The 17,030-nt window shown below is 71.0% G+C and carries 12 protein-coding genes and 1 pseudogene; 9 read left to right on the forward strand and 4 right to left on the reverse strand.

The genetic code is table 11. The features are described 5' to 3' along the window. The first annotated feature begins 9 nt into the window (after positions 1–9). From ACFYNL_RS01180 to aspA, 6 genes are all read left to right on the forward strand, one after another. Positions 10–963: a succinylglutamate desuccinylase/aspartoacylase family protein gene (locus ACFYNL_RS01180; RefSeq protein WP_388794499.1), complete on the forward strand. Its 954-nt coding sequence runs from the start codon at positions 10–12 to the stop codon at positions 961–963. After that, positions 960–2,420 (forward strand): aldehyde dehydrogenase family protein, encoded by a 1,461-nt coding sequence (locus ACFYNL_RS01185; protein ID WP_388794502.1) that lies wholly within the window; start codon positions 960–962, stop codon positions 2,418–2,420. The genes ACFYNL_RS01180 and ACFYNL_RS01185 overlap by 4 nt, the downstream gene beginning before the upstream one ends. Beyond that, positions 2,417–3,355, forward strand: coding sequence for an aldo/keto reductase (locus tag ACFYNL_RS01190; RefSeq protein WP_388794505.1), 939 nt, complete (start codon positions 2,417–2,419; stop codon positions 3,353–3,355). Before ACFYNL_RS01185 ends, ACFYNL_RS01190 begins: the two co-directional genes overlap by 4 nt. Positions 3,356–3,402: 47 nt before the next feature. Beyond that, positions 3,403–4,068, forward strand: a complete 666-nt coding sequence (locus ACFYNL_RS01195; protein WP_388794508.1) for a haloacid dehalogenase type II — start codon at positions 3,403–3,405, stop codon at positions 4,066–4,068. Between the two features lie 50 nt (positions 4,069–4,118). After that, positions 4,119–5,402, forward strand: coding sequence for an NAD(P)/FAD-dependent oxidoreductase (locus ACFYNL_RS01200; protein ID WP_388794511.1), 1,284 nt, complete (start codon positions 4,119–4,121; stop codon positions 5,400–5,402). A 91-nt stretch (positions 5,403–5,493) separates the two neighbouring features. Further along, complete coding sequence (aspA, locus tag ACFYNL_RS01205) at positions 5,494–6,903, forward strand: aspartate ammonia-lyase (RefSeq protein ID WP_388794514.1); 1,410 nt, start codon at positions 5,494–5,496, stop codon at positions 6,901–6,903. Between the two features lie 234 nt (positions 6,904–7,137). Here the strand turns inward: aspA and ACFYNL_RS01210 are convergent. Further along, positions 7,138–7,308, reverse strand: a pseudogene (locus ACFYNL_RS01210) (50S ribosomal protein L17); the annotation flags it as partial. Positions 7,309–7,334: 26 nt separating this feature from the next. Between ACFYNL_RS01210 and ACFYNL_RS01215 the strand changes: the two are divergent. Continuing rightward, positions 7,335–8,096 carry an SDR family NAD(P)-dependent oxidoreductase gene (locus tag ACFYNL_RS01215; protein ID WP_388794517.1) on the forward strand — a complete coding sequence of 254 codons (762 nt, stop codon included), beginning with the start codon at positions 7,335–7,337 and terminating at the stop codon, positions 8,094–8,096. Between the two features lie 158 nt (positions 8,097–8,254). On the opposite strand, the gene ACFYNL_RS01220 is transcribed toward ACFYNL_RS01215, so the two are convergent. Both ACFYNL_RS01220 and ACFYNL_RS01225 read right to left on the reverse strand, forming a co-directional pair. Further along, on the reverse strand, positions 8,255–10,951 hold the full coding sequence (locus tag ACFYNL_RS01220; RefSeq protein ID WP_388794520.1) for a SpoIIE family protein phosphatase: 2,697 nt from the start codon (positions 10,949–10,951) through the stop codon (positions 8,255–8,257). A 225-nt stretch (positions 10,952–11,176) separates the two neighbouring features. Continuing rightward, a complete protein-coding gene (locus ACFYNL_RS01225) occupies positions 11,177–12,274 on the reverse strand; it encodes an extracellular solute-binding protein (RefSeq protein WP_388794523.1) in 1,098 nt (365 codons plus the stop codon). A gap of 314 nt (positions 12,275–12,588) precedes the next feature. On the opposite strand from ACFYNL_RS01225, the gene ACFYNL_RS01230 reads away from it, so the two are divergent. Both ACFYNL_RS01230 and ACFYNL_RS01235 read left to right on the forward strand, forming a co-directional pair. Beyond that, positions 12,589–14,112: an ABC transporter substrate-binding protein gene (locus ACFYNL_RS01230; RefSeq protein WP_388794526.1), complete on the forward strand. Its 1,524-nt coding sequence runs from the start codon at positions 12,589–12,591 to the stop codon at positions 14,110–14,112. 6 nt (positions 14,113–14,118) lie between these two features. Further along, a complete protein-coding gene (locus ACFYNL_RS01235; RefSeq protein ID WP_388794530.1) occupies positions 14,119–15,996 on the forward strand; it encodes an ABC transporter permease subunit in 1,878 nt (625 codons plus the stop codon). On the opposite strand, the gene ACFYNL_RS01240 is transcribed toward ACFYNL_RS01235, so the two are convergent. Next, entirely contained in the window at positions 15,932–16,882 is a 951-nt protein-coding gene (locus ACFYNL_RS01240; RefSeq protein WP_388794533.1) for an expansin EXLX1 family cellulose-binding protein, read from the reverse strand. The genes ACFYNL_RS01235 and ACFYNL_RS01240 overlap by 65 nt on opposite strands. Between the last annotated feature and the right edge of the window lie 148 nt (positions 16,883–17,030).

A 17,030-nucleotide genomic window follows, 5' to 3' on the forward strand; every position in this document is an offset into this window, starting at 1 on the left:
AGGATCCACATGTACTCCATCGGTCCGCTGACCGTCGCCCCGGGCGAGCGCGCCCAGGGCCTGATCCCGGTCGGCACCAGCAGCTACGGCGTGGAACTCGGCATTCCGCTGATCGTCGTCAACGGCGCCCACGACGGGCCCGTCCTGTGCGTGGACGCGGGGGTGCACGGCGACGAGTACGACGGCCAGGAAGCCATCCGGCGTGTCCTCGCCGAGATCGACCCGGCCACCCTGCGCGGCACCATCGTCGGCATCCCCTGCCTGAACACCCCGGCTTTCGAGGCGGCTGCCCGCGCCAGCGGCATCGACCACCTCAACCTCAACCGCATCTTCCCCGGCGACGCGGAGGGCTCGTACTCGCAGCGCCTGGCCGCCACCTTCGTCGAGCAGGTCGTCCCCGCCGTCGACGCCGTGGTCGACCTGCACACCGGTGGCGCCTACGGCGAGATCGCCCCGCTCGTCATCCTCCAGGGCGGCTACGAGGATTTGGCGACGGACCTGGCGCTCGCCGCCGGACACGAGCTGGTCTGGAAGGGCGGCAAGTGGGGCGGCACGGTCCGCCACCCCGTCCTCGAAGCCGGCAAGCCCGCCATCACCATCGAGTGCGGCGGCGCCACCTACCGCGAGACCAACGTCGAGCATCACATGGGCTCGATCCGCAACATCCTGCGCAGCCTCGGCATGATCGACGGCGAGGCGGAGCTGCGGGACACGTACACGACGGTCTCCGGCACCTTCGCCCGCTCCGCCTCCGGCGGCTTCTTCGTCGCCCGCGCCGAGCCGGGGGAGACCTGCAAGGAAGGCGATCTGATCGCCACCATCACCGACCACTACGGCAACACGCTGGAAGAGGTCACCGCGCCGCAGGACGGCATCGTGCTCTGGGTCCGCCGGATCCGCACGGTCCGCCCGGGCGACGAGGTCGTCATCTTCGGCGAGGTGCTGGGGGAGATCCAGCCATGACCGGCGAACTGCAACTGACCGAGCTGCTCATCGACGGCAAGCACGTCCCCGCTGCCGACGGACGTTCCTTCACCGTCCTCGACCCGTCGAACGACACGGCCATCGCCCAGGTGGCGCTGGCCGGCAAGGCGGACGTGGACCAGGCGGTGGCCGCCGCGCGCGCGGCCTTCACCGCTCCCGAGTGGGCAGGGATGCGTGCCGCCGACCGAGGGCGCATCCTGTACCGGATCGCGGAGGCCATCCGCTACCAGGGCGAACGGCTGGCCCGCCTGGAGAGCCAGGACGTCGGCAAGCCGCTGCGCCAGGCCAAAGCCGATGTCGAGGCGGCGGCCCGCTACTTCGAGTTCTACGCGGGCGTCGCCGACAAGCTCGGCGGCTCTACGGTCCCCCTCGGCCCCGGCCTGCTCGACTACACCGTCCGCGAGCCGATCGGCGTCTCCGGCCAGATCATCCCGTTCAACTACCCGCTGCAGAACACCGCGAGGGGTTCCGCCCCCGCGCTGGCCGCGGGCTGCACGGTGGTGCTCAAGCCCTCCCCGGAGGCACCGCTCACCCCACTGGAGATCGGCAGGATCGCCCTGGAGTGCGGTCTCCCTCCGGGCGTCCTCAACGTCGTCCCCGGTGACGGGGAGACCGGCGCGGCCCTCGCCGGCCACCCGGACATCGACCAGGTCACCTTCACCGGCTCGGTGCCGACCGGCATCAAGGTCGCCCAGGCGGCCGCCGCCAACGTGGTCCCCTCGGTCACGGAGCTGGGCGGCAAGTCGCCGGTCGTCGTCTTCGCCGACGCCGACTTCGACGCCGCGCTCGGCGCCGTCACCGCCTCCGCGTTCGGCAACGCCGGGCAGACCTGCTCGGCCGGCACCCGGCTGCTCCTCCAGCGCGGCGCCGAGGAGTTCCTGGACAAGCTCGTCGCGCACGCCGCCTCCCTCAGCCTCGGCCCCGGTCTCAGCGACCCGGACGTCGGCCCCCTCGTCGCCGCACGGCAGCGGGACCGGGTCCTCGGCTACCTGGAACTGGCCCGCGAGGAAGGCGCCGTGGCACGGGCCGGCGGAGGCGCTCCCAGCGACCCCGAACTCGCCGACGGCTACTACGTCCAGCCGACCGTCCTCACCGGACTGGACAACCAGGCCCGGTGCGCCCGCGAGGAGATCTTCGGCCCCGTCGTCACGGTCATCGAGTTCGACGACGCGGACGAGGCCCTGGAGATCGCCAACGACAGCCCGTACGGCCTGGCCTCGTACGTGTGGACCCGCGACATCGACAAGGCGATGCGTCTGGCCGAGGGCATCCGGGCCGGCCAGGTCTATGTCAACGCCACCGGCGTCGGCACCGGCGTCGAACTGCCCTTCGGCGGCTACAAGCACAGCGGCTGGGGCCGGGAGAAGGGTCTCGAAGGCCTGGCCAGCTACCTGCAGACCAAGAATGTCTGCATCGGGTTCGGCAGCCGGTCATGAGATACCGCACGCTCGGAGAGCGCGGCCCTACCGTCTCGGTGGTCGGCGTGGGCGGCAACAACTTCGGTGCCCGCCTCGACGAGGACGGCACGAAGGCCGTCGTCCACGCCGCCCTAGACGCCGGGATCACCCTGTTCGACACCGCCGACATGTACGGCGGGTCCGGGGAACGGGGCGGCTCCCGCGGCGACGGCGAGCGGCTCCTCGGGGCCGCGCTCAAAGGCAGCCGGGACGACGTGGTGCTGGCCACCAAGTTCGGCATGGAGATGAGCCGGGATGCCGACCTGTACGGCCCGCGGGGATCCCGCGCCTACGTCCGCTACGCGGTGGAGGCGTCCCTGCGCCGGCTCGGCACCGACCGGATCGACCTGTACCAGTACCACGAACCGGACGGCGTCACGCCGCTGGAGGAGACGGTCGCCGCACTCACGGAGCTGGTTCACGAGGGCAAGATCAGGTACATCGGCTGCTCCAACCTCCCGGCCGAGCACCTCACCGACGCCTTCGTCTCCACCCAGAACCGCTACCACCTGCTCGACCGCGGCGTGGAGCGGGACCTGATCCCGACCTGCCTGCGCCACGGCGTCGGTCTGCTGCCGTACTACCCGCTGGCCAACGGCCTGCTCAGCGGCAAGTACCGCCGCGGCGAGGAGCCCCCGCCCGGCAGCCGGCTGTCCTGGCGGCAGGGCTGGCTCACCGATGCGGCCCTCGACAAGGTCGAGGCGCTCACCGAGTACGGCGCCGCACGCGGCCTGACCCTCCTCCAGGTCGCGATCGGCGCACTGGCGGCCCTCCCCGCCGTCGGCTCCGTCATCTGCGGAGCCATGACACCTCAACAGGTCACCGCCAACGCGGCGGCGGCCGACTGGATCCCGAGCCCGGCCGATCTGGCCGTACTCGACGCGATCGTCGCCCCCGGCGAACGCGTCGTCTGAAGCCCCCACCCCCTCCTGAACACCGCGAGAGACCAAGGCTGGACACCATGCGAGAGATCGTCACCTTCGACGCCTATGCGACCCTGATCAACTTCGAACTCGGTCCCACGACCCTGAAGGTCCTGGAGGACCGGCTGGATCTGGACAACCTGGATGTCGACGAGTTCCTCGACGACTTCCGCGTCATGCGCTTCCAGGCCGTCCTGGAGGCGTACCGCCCGTACCACGAGGTCCTGCACTCCAGCCTGCGCAACGCCATGCGTCTGCACGGCCTGGAGTACCGCGAGACCGACGGCGAGGCCCTCGTGGACGCCGTCCCCACCTTCGGTCCCTTCCCTGAGGTCCCGGAGGCCCTGCGGAAGCTGAAGACCAAGTACGAGATCGCCATCATCTCCAACTCCGACGACAACCTCATCGCCCGGAACGTGGAGAACATCGGCGTCGAGTTCGACTACGTCATCACCGCCCAGCAGGCCGGCGCCTACAAGCCGGACCGTCAGGCCTTCAAGCACGCCCACCGGACCATGGGTGTCGAGGCGTCGCAGGTCATCCACGTCGCCCAGGGCTGGGAGTACGACCACATCCCCACCCGCGACCTGGGCCTGAAGCGCCGGGTGTGGATCAACCGCTACGGCCGCAAGGGCAGCGCCGACTACCAGCCGTACGACGAGCTGCCCGACCTGTCGGGCCTGCCGAAGCTCCTCGGCTGCTGACCGACGGCACATCGGCGACACAGGACCGAGAAACACAGAGGACGCACGCCATGAAGCAGATCCCCTACTGGCTGGACACAGCTCCCGCCCTGCCCGACCGTTCCGGAAAGGACCTGCCCGAAGAGGCGGACGTGGTGGTGATCGGCGGCGGCCTCACCGGGCTGTCCACCGCCTACCACACCGCCCGCAAGGGTGCCCGGACCGTCCTCGTGGAGAAGGACAAGGTCGGTTCGGGCGCCTCCGGGCGCAACGGCAGCATGTGCACCCAGGGCATCACCATCAGCCCCGCCGAGGCGCGCAAGCGCTACGGGCAGGAGCGGGCACGTGAGCTCTACGACGCCTTCCGCGACGCGGTGGACCTCGTCGAGGATCTCACCCGGACCGAGAACATCGACTGCGACTTCAACCGCTCGGGGCGCCTCGGCGCGGTCTGCAAGCCCGGCCACTTCGACGGCCTGCGAGCCAAGCAGCGCGACCTGGCCGACAACTTCGGCCACGAGACGGTGGTCCTGAGCAAGAGCGAGCTGCGGTCCGAGCTCGGCACGGACTACTACCACGGCGCCCTGCTCGACCCGGACAGCGCGGGCCTGCACGTGGGCAAGTTCGTCGGCGGCCTGGCGGACGCCGCCGAACGGGCCGGCGCCGACATCCACGAGCGCAACGCCGCCACCGGCCTCACCCGCCTGCCCGGCGGTGGCTTCGTGGTGGAGACCATGCACGGCACCATCCGTGCCAAGCAGGTCATGGCGGCGACGGACGCCTACACCGACCAGTCGATGCCCTGGTTCCGCAAGCGGCTGATCAACGTCGGCAGCTTCATCATCGTCACCGAGCCGCTGGGGGAGGCGCGCGCCAAGGAGCTCATTCCGAACGGCCGCCTGCTGGTCGCCCACAAGAACGTCGGCCACTACGTCCGCCTCACCCCCGACAACCGCCTCGCCTTCGGCGGCAGGGCCCGGTTCGCCCCCTCCAACCCGGCCTCCGACGTCAAGAGCGGTGACATCCTCAAGCGGGAGATGACCGAGATCTTCCCGCAGCTGGCCGGGGTGCGCATCGACTACGTGTGGGGCGGCATGGTCGGCTTCTCCTGGGACCGCATCCCGCACGCGGGAGAGGTCAACGGCCTGTACTACTCCATGGGTTACTGCGGGCACGGCGTCCAGATGGCCACCTACATGGGCCGCGCGGTCGCCGAGATGATGGACGGCAAGCCGGAGGCCAACCCGCTGCGCGGCCTCGGCTTCCCGAAGGTGCCCGTCCCCTTCTACAACGGCACCGCCTGGTTCCTGCCGTTCGGCGGCGCCTACTACAAGGCGAAGGACCGTCTGCTCTGAGCAGGCGCCGACATCGGTGACACACCGGGGGCCTTTCCCACAGCAGTGCGGGAGGCCCCCGTGATGTCCTCTGAGAGAAGGCCGTACATCCATGACCGCCGTCACCCGTGGCGAACACGATCTGCTGGGCGACCGTGAGGTCCCCGCCGAGGCGTACTGGGGTGTGCACACCCTGCGTGCGACCGAGAACTTCCCGATCACCGGGACGCCGATCTGTGCGTATCCGCATCTGATCGACGCCCTCGCGGCCGTCAAGGAGGCCGCCACCCTCGCCAACGAGGAGCTGGGGCTGCTGGAGCCGGTGAAGGCGGCCGCGATCGTGGCCGCGTGCCGGGAGATCCGCTCCGGAAAGCTGCACGAGCAGTTCGTCGTCGACGTCATCCAGGGCGGTGCCGGGACGTCGACCAACATGAACGCCAACGAGGTGATCGCGAACCGGGCGTTGGAGCTGCTGGGCCACGCCAAGGGCGAGTACCGGTATCTGCACCCGAACGAGGACGTCAACCTCGGTCAGTCGACGAACGACGTCTACCCGACGGCAGTGAAGATCGCGACGGTGTTCGCGGTCCGTGGGCTGCTCCGGGCGATGGCCGTGCTGCAGGACTCCTTCGCGCGCAAGGCGGTGGAGTTCCGTGACGTGCTGAAGATGGGCCGCACGCAGTTGCAGGACGCGGTGCCGATGACGCTGGGGCAGGAGTTCTCCGCGTACGCCGTGATGATCGAGGAGGACCGGTCCCGGCTCGCGGAGGCCGTCGAGTTGATCCATGAGATCAATCTGGGTGCCACGGCCATCGGTACCGGCCTGAACGCGCCTGCCGGGTATGCGGAGTCGGCGCGCCGGCACCTCGCGGAGATCACGGGGCTGCCGCTGGTCACCGCGGCCAACCTGGTCGAGGCGACCCAGGACTGCGGGGCGTTCGTGCAGATGTCGGGTGTGCTCAAGCGGATCGCGGTGAAGCTGTCCAAGAGCTGCAACGACCTGCGGCTGCTGTCGTCGGGGCCGCGCGCGGGTCTGGGTGAGATCAACCTGCCGCCGGTGCAGGCCGGTTCGTCGATCATGCCGGGCAAGGTCAACCCGGTGATCCCGGAGGTCGTCAACCAGGTCGCCTTCGAGGTGATCGGCAACGACGTGGCCATCACCATGGCCGCCGAGGCCGGACAGCTCCAGCTCAACGCCTTCGAACCGGTCATCCTGCACTCCCTGTCGGAGTCCATCACCCACCTGCGGGCGGCGTGTGTGACCCTCGCCGAGCGCTGCGTGGACGGCATCACCGCCAACACCGAGGCGCTGCGCCGGACGGTGGAGAACTCCATCGGCCTGGTCACGGCGCTGAACCCGCACATCGGGTACACGGCGGCGACCGACATCGCCAAGGAAGCCCTCGTCACCGGCCGGGGCGTGGCCGAACTCGTCCTGGAGAAGGGCCTGTTGCCCGCCGACACCCTCGCCGACCTGCTCCGCCCGGACATCCTCGCGGGCCGGGGCAAGGTACTGCCCTGACGTTCGCCGACACCGGTACCGGCCCGTCCGCGACTGAAGAGGAACGAACATGAGACTGCGGGACGTGAACGCAGTGATCACCGGAGCGTCGAGCGGCATCGGGCAGGCGGTCGCCTCCCACTTTCCCGCCCCTCGGAAGGGAACGGGCCCGCAAACGCCCTCAAGGGGCGCGGGGAACTGCGCGAGCGACCACGACGGCGCCGCAGCCGCGAACGCACAGCCCCCGGCAGACGCTCAGGCGTCCTTGGACTCCTCGGCAGCCTCATCGGCCTGAGCCTCGTCGGCCTTGGTCGTGTCGACCTTGGCCTCGGCGACCTCGGCGACCTCGGCGTCCTTGGCGGCACGCTTGGTGGCGGCCTCGGCCTCACCGGTCGCCTCCTGCGCGACCGTCAGCGCCTCGACCAGCCGCTCGCGTTTTCGCCCAAACCGTTTTGATCCTGGCACTCGCCGGTTGCCGTTCCACTGCGGCTCCCACGCGCGCCGTCTCGCCCCAGCGGGGCACGTCGACGGGCCGGGTCAGATCGCCGCGGGCCCGCCGTGAGGGCGCCAACCTGCTGCTCACCGGACGGCGACCCGAGCTGCCCGAGAGCCGGCCGGACGATCTCTACCTCGCGGGCGACCTCAACGACGAGGCCTTCGTCTCCCAGCTGGCCGCCAGGGCGGCGGACCACCTGGGGGACGTGGGGGTGGTCGTCCTCTGCCACGGACTTCAGAAGTCCGGCCCGCTCTCCGAGACGACCGCCGACGACGCACGCGACCTGCTCCACAGCAACCTCCTGAGCGCCTTCCTGGTCATGAAGCACCTGATGCCGCTGGCTCCCGAGTCCGGTGCGTCGATGGTGTGCGTCAGCTCTCGCCTCGGCATGGTCGGCATGCCGAACCAGACCTTATACTCCGCCGCCAAGGGCGGCCTCATCGCGCTCGCCCGCGGCGCCGCCGTCGCATGGGCGCCCCGCGGCATCCGCGTCAACGTGGTGGCGCCCGGTCTGACCATGACGCCGATCATCGAGGCCTCGTTCCAGCGGCGCCCCGACCCTGCCGCCTACCAGCGCGTCAGGGAGGAGTCCATCCCGCTCCGCAGGCTCGCCACCCCCGACGAGGTCGCCGACGCGGTCCTCTTCCTCGCCTGCCCGGAGTCGTCGTATGTCACTGGTGCCGTCCTGCCCGTGGACGGGGGCTACACGGCGTTCTGAGCCCACGACGGGACCGCCGGTCGGACCCGGGCCCGACGCCCGTGACGGCGATCACCCGTATCACGCGATCACCGGTGTCACGACGGTCACCGGTGCCACGACGGTCACCGATGTCAGACGGTCACCGGTGTCACGACCGGTCCCCGGCGTCACGACGGTCACCAGTTCGCGTCGCTCCATTGGTCCAGCAGTGCTTCGGTCGTGTCCGCGTCGGGTTCGGCGGACATGCTGTGGAGCGACTGCTCGGTCCAGATCACCTTGCCGCGGGGCAGGTAGCGGGTGCCCCAGCGCTGCGTGAACTGGGCGACGAGGAACAGGCCCCGCCCGCCCTCGTCGGTGTCGGCGGCTCGGCGCAGGTGCGGTGAGGTGCTGCTGCCGTCGGCGACCTCACAGATCAGGCTGGTGCCGTCCCGAAGCACCCGCAGCCGCCTCGGCTCGGCGCCGTAGCGGATCGCGTTGGTGACCAGTTCGCTGATCACGAGTTCGGTCGAGAAGGCGAGCTCCTCCAGGCCCCACTCCGCGAGGCGGCGGGCGACACCGGATCGGATCCCGGCGACGGCCGCGGGATCCTCGGGCACCTCCCACTCGGCGACCAAGGAGGGGTCCAGCAGGCGGGTCCGGGCGACGACCAGGGCGATGTCGTCGCTCGGACGGGTCGGCAACAGGGCGTCGAGGACCGCCTGACAGGTTTCGTCCGGGGTGCGGCCGGGGACTGCCAGGGCGTCGCGCAGCATGTCGAGACCGGTGTCGAAGTCCCGGTTGCGGTCCTCGACGAGACCGTCGGTGTACAGGACCAGCTGGGAGCCCTCGGGCAGGGTGAATTCGGCGCTCTCGAAGGGCATGCCGCCGCCCAGCCCCAGCGGCGGGGAGACGGGCACCTCCAACCGCTCGACCGTGCCGTCCGGAAGTACCAGGGCCGGTTCCGGGTGGCCGGACCTGGCGAGGGAACACAGCCCGGCCACCGGGTCGTAGACGACGTACAGGCAGGTCGCTCCCGTGATCGCTTCACTGTCGTTCCCCGTCCCGTCGTCCCCTTCGCCGTCGACCCGGGCGACCAACTCGTCCAGATGCCTGATCAGCTCCTCCGGGGACAGATCGAGGGACGAGAAGGTACGCACCGCGGTGCGCAGCCGGCCCATGGTGGCGGCGGCGTGCAGGCCGTGGCCGACGACATCCCCCACCACCAGCGCGACCCTGGCCCCGGGCAGCGCGATGACGTCGAACCAGTCGCCGCCCACGCCGGCCCGTGCGGGCTGATAGCGGTGGGCGACCTCGACGGCGGACTGGTCCGGCACGGAGCGTGGCAGCAGACTGCGCTGCAGGGTCACGGCGAGTGCGTGCTCGCGGGTGTAGCGGCGGGCGTTGTCGATGGCCACCGCGGCACGGGCGGCCAGCTCCTCGGCGAAGGCCAGGTCCTCCTCCCCGAAGGCATCCTGCTCCACACGCCAGAAACTGACCATCCCCAGGAGCACGCCGCGGGCCTGGAGCGGCACGGTGATCAGTGAGTGGAGACCGGAGTCCAGGATGCGCCGGGCGCGTTCGGGGGCCTGTGTCCGCCAGCCCTGCGAGGCGGTCAGGTCGCAGACCATGACGGGCCGGCCGTGCTGGACGCTGATGGCCACGGGGTTGCCGGGCAGGAAGCGGATGAGCTCGCCCACCGCGAAGAGCGGCCAGGGCCCCTTGACACCGTGCACCGCTGTGCGGCGCATCTCGGGGCTCGGCCCCACCGGCTCGTCACCTTCCAGGACCGGATCCCTCAGGTCCACCGTGACGACCTCGGCGAATCGGGGGACCGCCACCGCGGCCAGTTCCTCGGCGGTGCGGGTCACGTCCAGTGTGGTGCCGATGCGCACCCCCGCTTCGTACAGCAGGCGGAGCCGTTCTCCGGTCACGGCCGCCCGGCCCGCCAGCGCCTGCAACTCCGTGGTGTCGCGCAGCGTGACCACACTGCCACCTCGGTCCCCGTCTCCGTCGACCGGCCGGACATTGAGCGCGAGCAGTCGGTCACCGGCCAGATGGACCTCGTCGGTGACGGTCCGGCCCGAGCAGAGCAGGTCCGCGGTTCCCGCCTCCAGGCCCAGGTCGTTGACGCGGCGCCGCTCGGCGTCCGCGGGCAGCCCCAGCAGCCGCCGCGCCTCGTCGTTGGCCAGCAGCAGCTGTCCGTCCCCACCGATGATCAGGACGCCCTCCCGCACCGAGTGCAGCACCGCGTCGTGGTGCTCGTACATACGGGTCATCTCGGCCGGGTCCAGACCGTGGGTCTGGCGGCGCAGACGCCGCGACACCAGCGCGGTACCCCCCGTGACCAGCGCCAGTGCGCCGCCGACGGAACCGAGCAGGAGCGGCAGCTGGTGCCGTACGACGGCGTTCACGCTCTTGACGGTGACCCCGACCGACACGAACCCGAGGATGCTTTCCCCGCCGGTGTCGAAGACCGGGACGGTGGATTCCATGGCCAGGCCGAGGCTGCCTTCGAAGTCCTGGGTGAACGGACGGCCGGCAGCCGCGCCCTCGCGGACGGCGAAGACATGTTCCCCGATCCGATTCGGGTCCGGGTGGGTCCAGCGATATCCCCGCGGATCGATCGCGACGACGAAGTCGACGCCCGTCAGCTCGCGTGTCTCCTCGGCTCGGGGTTGCAGTAGGGCGGTCGGGTCGTCCGACTTCATCGCCTGAACCGTCCCGGGGGCACGCGCGAAGGTCTGGGCGACCCCCAGCGAGAGCCGGCGGGCCTCCTGCGTGCCCGAGTACCGGGCTTGCAGGACGAGCGCCACGCCCGCCGCGGCGGCGAACAGGACGACCAGCGCCAGCTGCCAGAGGAACACCTGTCCTGCCACGCTGCGCCCACTCAGCATCGAACGCGCCGGGGGTTGCGGCGGCGGGCCGTCGGGTTCTCGGTGTCGATCCCCGAAGTCGCGCCGCGCGGAGGGGGACACCGCACGCCGACTGCGACGGCCGAAGAGATCGGACACCCGATCAGTGATGTTTTTCCTCTTCACGGGACGTACCTCCCGGCGCGCCGCACGGGGCGGCGGCCTCAAGAGGACGAGGTCGTACGGACCAGGCCCTCTCCCGCCATGTCAGGACCGCGCCCATTCCTGCCAGCGCGGGATCACAGCTTCCCTGTTCTTCAGCCACCAGTCGATGTCCAGGTCGAAACCGTTGTAAAGGTGCTCCGGGGAGCTGGCCAGGTCCGCGGCCTCTTTGGGCAGGTACTTGTAGGCGGCGGGCACGACCGGACCCATGGGGTAGATCCGGGCGAAGGCGGATTGCACCTCGGGACGCAGGGCGAAGTCGATGAGCCGGTAGGCGGCGTCGACGTTCCGTGCGCCGTCGGGGATGCCGAAGCCGTTGCTCTGGCGGCGGGCGCCGTTCCACTGGTACGCGAGCGGTGCGCCCCGCTCGATGAGCGCGCTCGGGCGGCCGTGCCAGACGCTGGAGAGCAGGACGTCTCCGCGTTCCAGCAGGTGCCCCGGTGTGGCTCCGTCGGCCCAGAATTCCCGTACGTCGTCCTTGACGGCGTCGAGGACCCGGAAGGCGCGGTCGACGTCGAGGGGATACAGCCGGTCGAGTGGGACGCCGTCGGCGAGGAGGGCGAACTCCAGCTCCGGAGGGCCGGCGTCCGGGCTCTGCAGGGCACGGCCGCCGGGGAACGCGCCCGTGTCCCAGAAGTCCGCCCACGTCCGGGGTGCTCTCCCGCCGAACCGGTCGGTGCGGTAGGCCATGACGCTGGCCCAGTAGTTCTTGCCGACGCCGTGGGAGGAGAGCAGGGACTCGGCGATGCCCGCGTTCCTCGCGTTCTTCAGCCGGTCGTAGTCGAGCTCCTGCGTCGCGTCGGCCCTCGCGAAACGGGCCAGTGCGCTCATGTCGATGTCGATGAGGTCGAACTGCGGCCGGCCCTCCTCGATCTGCGCGAGCAACTGCGCGTACCGGGGGATGTCGACGACATCGACCTGGATACCGGTCTCCTTGCTGAAGGGCTCGTAGACCGCCTTGCGGTTGGCTTCCCCGTAGGCGCCACCGATGTCGCGGACGACGACCGTCTTGCTGCTCGTGGTGGCGCTGCCCCCCTGCCGGGCACCGTCGCCGCAAGCGGTGGCGGACATCGCGGCGGTGCCTGCCGCGACCCCGCCGATCGCGCGGAGGAATGTCCTGCGGCCGATTCCGACGTCCGTCACCGTGTGCCTCCCGCGAAGCCGGGTTGCGGTGCCCACCGACGGGGCTGTTCACGGGGGCACCGCGCCCCGCTCGCTGCAGGGGCGGAGGCCGGATCATGGGCCAGCTGGGGCGAGGGTGAGCCCGATTCCCGCCATGGTAGAGCGGTCCGTTCGCGGACGGTGTGGATCTCTCGTACTTCTCAGCGATCTCGGTAGTTGAGAATTCACCCACCCGGGTAGATCAAGTAAGGCTTGCCTTATATGCTGGCCGAGCCCGCACCGCCGTCCGTGGTGTGCAGGGCCCAGACCACCCTCTCTCGCATGACAGGACACCCATGCGTACGACCTCCCGCGGTCTCCTCCTGACGCTTGCTCTCACCCCGCTGCTGGCCGGATGTTTCGTGTCCGGCACGGATGGATCCGGTTCGGGTGCGGAAGGCGGTTCGGCGGGGCGGCTGAGGGTCGCGCTCGCCCGGCCGCCGGTGCAGGCGCTGTCGCCGTACAGCGACGACGCCACCTTGCTGGGCAAGCTCTCCGTGGTCGAAGGACTCACCGCCCTGGACAAGAACGGCGCCGCAGCTCCCGCGCTGGCGAAGTCCTGGAAGCAGACCAACTCCACCACCTGGACCTTCGAGCTGCGCAAGGCCACCTTCCAGGACGGCACGCCGGTCACCGCCGAGTCCGTGGTCGACGCCCTCGACCACGCGGAAGCCGCAACACCCAAGCCCCGCGTCCTCAGCGACGTGACCCTCACCGCGAAGGCCGACGACGCCGACACGGTCACCATCAGCACCAAGGACGCCGACCCGGTGCTCCCGCTGCGGCTGGCCAGCCCGGTGCTGGCCATCCTCTCCGCCAAGGCGTACGCGAAGGACGGCACCGTCAGTCCGATCGGCACCGGAACCGGCCCCTTCAAGGTCACGAAGCTCACCGGCAAGTCCAAGGCCACGCTCGACCGTTACGACGGCTACTGGGGCGGCAAGGCCAAGGCGCCCGGCATCGACGTCACCTGGATAGCCGACGGCACCGCCCGCGCGGGCGCCCTGCGCTCCGGTGACGTCGACATCGCCGAGTGGATCCCTACCTCCCAGGCCAAGCTGCTGGACGCGAAAACCCGTCACGAAGTGCCGTCCGTACGGACCGACAGCCTCATCCTCAACACCGGCAACGGCATCTTCACCGACCCCGCGCTGCGCGCGGCGGCGCGCGAGGCCGTCGACGGTTCCGCGCTCGTCGACTCGATCTTCAGCGGCTACGCCGACCCCGCGCAGGGCCTGTTCGGACCCGCCGTGCCCTGGGCGGCGGACAAGCGCGTCAAGGCAACCGGCCGTGCCAAGGCCGCGACACCCGCACAGGTCAGGTCCAGGACGAAGGGCAAGGTTCTGCGTCTGGCCGCCTTCACCAACCGCGCGGAGCTGCCCGAGGTCGCCTCCGTGCTGCAGCAGCAGCTGGAGCAGGCCGGGTTCACCGTGAAGCAGGACGTCCGCGAATACACGCAGATGGAGGCCGACCTTCTCGCCGGCAAGTACGACGCCCTCGTCATGTCCCGGGTGGTGCTCCTCGACACCGGCGACGCGGTCGCCTACCTGGCCAGCGACTACAGGAGCAACGGCGTGTACAACATCGCCCGTCTGAAGGACCCCGAGGTGGACCGCGCCGTCAAGTCCGCCGCCGAGGAAGGCGACGTGACGAAGCGGCACCAGAAGATCATGGCCGCCGAGGCGCAGATCCTGCGCACCGACGCCGTCGTCCCGCTCGTCCACGAGAAGGTCGTCCAGGGCATCGCCACCCACGTCGAGGGCGTGCTCCTCGACCCGCGCGAGCGCTCCCTGATCGACGTCGACACCCACCTGAAGTAGCGGCAGATGAGCGCCACGTCGGCCGGTACCGAGGCCCGTCCGTCCCGGTGGCGCGTGGGCCTCGGCCGGCTCGCCGCCGGGGCCGCGCTGCTGGCGGCCGTCGCCATGCTGCCCTGGCTGTCCGGCAACGACCCCGCCCTCACGGTCCTGCGGGCCCGTTCCGCCGACCAGGATCCGACTCCGGAGCAACTGGCCGCGGTTCGGGAGCAACTGGGTCTGGACCAGGGGCCGTTCGCACATCTCGCGCACTGGCTGGGTGGGTTGCCGCGGGGCGACGCGGGCACTTCCTGGGTGTCGGGCGAGCCGGTGCTGCCCCAGGTGACGAGCGCCTTCGCGGTCTCCGTCACGCTGATGCTCGGGGCGCTCGCGGTCACCGTCGCGGTCGCCGCCCTGGCCAGTGCCCGCACCCTGTATCTCGGTTCCCGGCGGCGGCTGCACCGGGGGAGCGGCGCGATCGGTGTCGCCGTCCTCGCCGCGCTGCCCAAGTTCCTGCTCGCCTCGCTCCTCGCCACCGTGTGCGGGGTGTGGCTGGGCTGGCTCCCGTCCAGCGGGTGGGAGGGGCCGGCGTCGATGGTGCTGCCGGCACTCGCCCTCGGTGTCCCGACCGGGGCGGTCATCGGCGGTCTGCTCGACCAGTCGCTGCCGGCCGCCTTCAGCGAGCCGTGGGCCCGGACCTGGCGGGCCTGCGGATTCACACCCGGCCGTGTCGCCCGGCACGCGCTGCGCCGCGCGCTGGCCGGAGTGCTCCCGCAACTCCTGCCGAGCGTGGTGGGCCTGGTCGGCGGTGCCGTCGCGGTGGAGAAGATCTTCAACATTCCCGGGCTCGGCCGTCTCGCCCTGGACGCCGCCATCGCCCAGGACCTGCCACCCCTGCAGACCGCGACCCTGGCCCTCATCCTGCTCGGCGCCGTCGCCGGCGTCCTCATCCAGGCCCTGCGCCGCGCCCTGCTCGGCCCGGCCCTGCGTGACGGGGCCCTGGCCACATCGCACACACCGGCCGCTTCCCAAAGGCGCTTCACCCGCTCGGCCGCCGCGGTCTGCGCCCTCGCGCTGCTCGCTCTGATCACCGCCGGACTGCTCCGCGATCCGCTCCACGTGGACACCGCGGCCCGACTGCTCCCGCCCTCGACCGCACACCCGATGGGTACGGACGCGCTCGGCCGCGATCTGCTGGCCCGGCTGGGCCATGGCGCGCTGCGCACGATGGGCGTGGCCCTCGTGGTCACCGCGGTGTGCACCCTCACCGGCCTGTTGCTCGGCATGGCGGCGCAGGTCGGCGCGGGGCTCACGGAGGTGGTGTCGACGATGCCGGCGGTGCTCGCCGGACTGCTGACGACCGCGGTGACCGGCCCGTCGGCCTGGGGTGCCGCCCTGGCCGTCTGCCTGGTCGGCTGGACCCCGTACGCCGCCCAGGCCGCCGCGCTGCTCGAACAGGAACGAGCCAGCGGCCACATGCTCGCGTCCATATCCTTCGGCGCCGGCCCCGGATACCTGCTCCGCCACCACCTGCTCCCCGCCGTACTGCCCGGCGTCCTGCGCAACGCCCTGCTGCGCTTGCCCACCACGGTCCTCGTACTGGCCTCCCTCGGCTTCCTCGGCCTGGGCGAGCAGCCGCCCACCGCGGAGTGGGGGCGCCTGCTGTCGGAGAACCAGCCGTACGTCGAGCTGGCGCCCTGGACCGTCCTGGGCCCGGCATGCGCACTCGTCCTGCTCTCCGTGCTCGCCGTCTCCGGCACGGACGCCGTGGCGGTGCGCGGCAAGGCGTCCGTGCGGACGTCCCGTCGGTCCCGTGGGAAGGGCGTGCCGACTCAGGACGAGGTCAGTGCCGGGCGAACTGGACCCCGGCCGGCTGCACGACGTTCGGCCGCAGTGCGATCCCGGTGATGGTCAGCCGTTCTCCGTAGATGTCGGTGATCCTGATCGTCCTGCCGCACCCGCTGCCGTCGGCGGAAAGGAAGTAGTTGTACTCGGTGCGCGGCAACTGCCGCCAGCCGCCGCCGGTCAGGACCTCCAGACGCGCGACCGGGTTCCGGTGGCCGATCGCCTGGATGCCGCACCAGTAGGCGCTGGAGCCGGTCTTGTACCTGATGGAGATCGTGCCGGAGGTGCTCGGGCTCACCAGCTGCCAGGTGATCGGGATCCGGCCCACCTTGAGGTCGGCGAGCCGGGCGAACGCCTCCTGGCTGAGGTCGAGTTGGCCGGGCGCGCAGGGCAGGGGGCACTCGTTGGTGATCCGTACCGTGATCGACTTGCCGTTGGCCGCGCGGACGAGCACGTACGCGCCGCAGGCCCTGGACGTCTCGTAGTCCGTGGTGTTCATGGCGGCGACCATCAGGTCGGGACTCGGGCCGAACAGGCAGGCGCCGTTCCCGTCCTCGGCCTCGTATGCGGTGGCGACCCCGGTGTAGGTGGCACCGGGCCGGATCCGCCCCGCCGACGACGCCGTGGTGGACGCCGGTTGCGAGGACCGCGGGGTGGTCTTGGCCGACGGCCGTGCCGAGGCGGTGCTCGCGGTGGCCGTCGGACTCGGACTGCTGCTCGCGGTCGGCGTCCCCGACGGGGACGGGGTGCTGGTGTCGGACGGTGCGGTGGCCTTCACCCGGGTGGTGGCGACCGGCGATGCCGCGGCAGGCCCTGCCTCTTCCTTCCGGTCGGGAAGCAACCCGATGACCAGGCAGGCGAGCAGGGCGGCGGTCACCGCCACCGCGGTGCCCAGTATGAGCCTGCGTCTGTGTCTGCGCTGCCTCGCGGCCTGCCTCACTGTGGTCATTGCCCGTCCGTTCGGAGGATCGATTCGATGGTGCATCGGTGAGTGACCGCACGAGACGAAAAGGTTGCCGGCAGCGGCAGAAGATCTTCGGGGCGCGGTCGACGCCGGAACCGGATCAGCCCGGGTCCGGGCCGGGCGGGGCGACGAA

This window comes from Streptomyces sp. NPDC007808 (assembly GCF_042868655.1).
Classification (GTDB): domain Bacteria; phylum Actinomycetota; class Actinomycetes; order Streptomycetales; family Streptomycetaceae; genus Streptomyces.

Excerpts from the sequence above, each read along its gene's own strand:
- ACFYNL_RS01185 (WP_388794502.1), top strand. The coding sequence starts at position 960 with ATGACCGGCGAACTGCAACTGACCGAGCTGCTCATCGACGGCAAGCAC.
- ACFYNL_RS01235 (WP_388794530.1), top strand. The coding sequence starts at position 14,119 with ATGAGCGCCACGTCGGCCGGTACCGAGGCCCGTCCGTCCCGGTGGCGC.
- ACFYNL_RS01220 (WP_388794520.1), bottom strand. The coding sequence starts at position 10,951 with ATGCTGAGTGGGCGCAGCGTGGCAGGACAGGTGTTCCTCTGGCAGCTG.
- ACFYNL_RS01230 (WP_388794526.1), top strand. The coding sequence starts at position 12,589 with ATGCGTACGACCTCCCGCGGTCTCCTCCTGACGCTTGCTCTCACCCCG.
- ACFYNL_RS01240 (WP_388794533.1), bottom strand. The coding sequence starts at position 16,882 with ATGACCACAGTGAGGCAGGCCGCGAGGCAGCGCAGACACAGACGCAGG.
- ACFYNL_RS01200 (WP_388794511.1), top strand. The coding sequence starts at position 4,119 with ATGAAGCAGATCCCCTACTGGCTGGACACAGCTCCCGCCCTGCCCGAC.
- ACFYNL_RS01190 (WP_388794505.1), top strand. The coding sequence starts at position 2,417 with ATGAGATACCGCACGCTCGGAGAGCGCGGCCCTACCGTCTCGGTGGTC.
- aspA (WP_388794514.1), top strand. The coding sequence starts at position 5,494 with ATGACCGCCGTCACCCGTGGCGAACACGATCTGCTGGGCGACCGTGAG.
- ACFYNL_RS01180 (WP_388794499.1), top strand. The coding sequence starts at position 10 with ATGTACTCCATCGGTCCGCTGACCGTCGCCCCGGGCGAGCGCGCCCAG.
- ACFYNL_RS01195 (WP_388794508.1), top strand. The coding sequence starts at position 3,403 with ATGCGAGAGATCGTCACCTTCGACGCCTATGCGACCCTGATCAACTTC.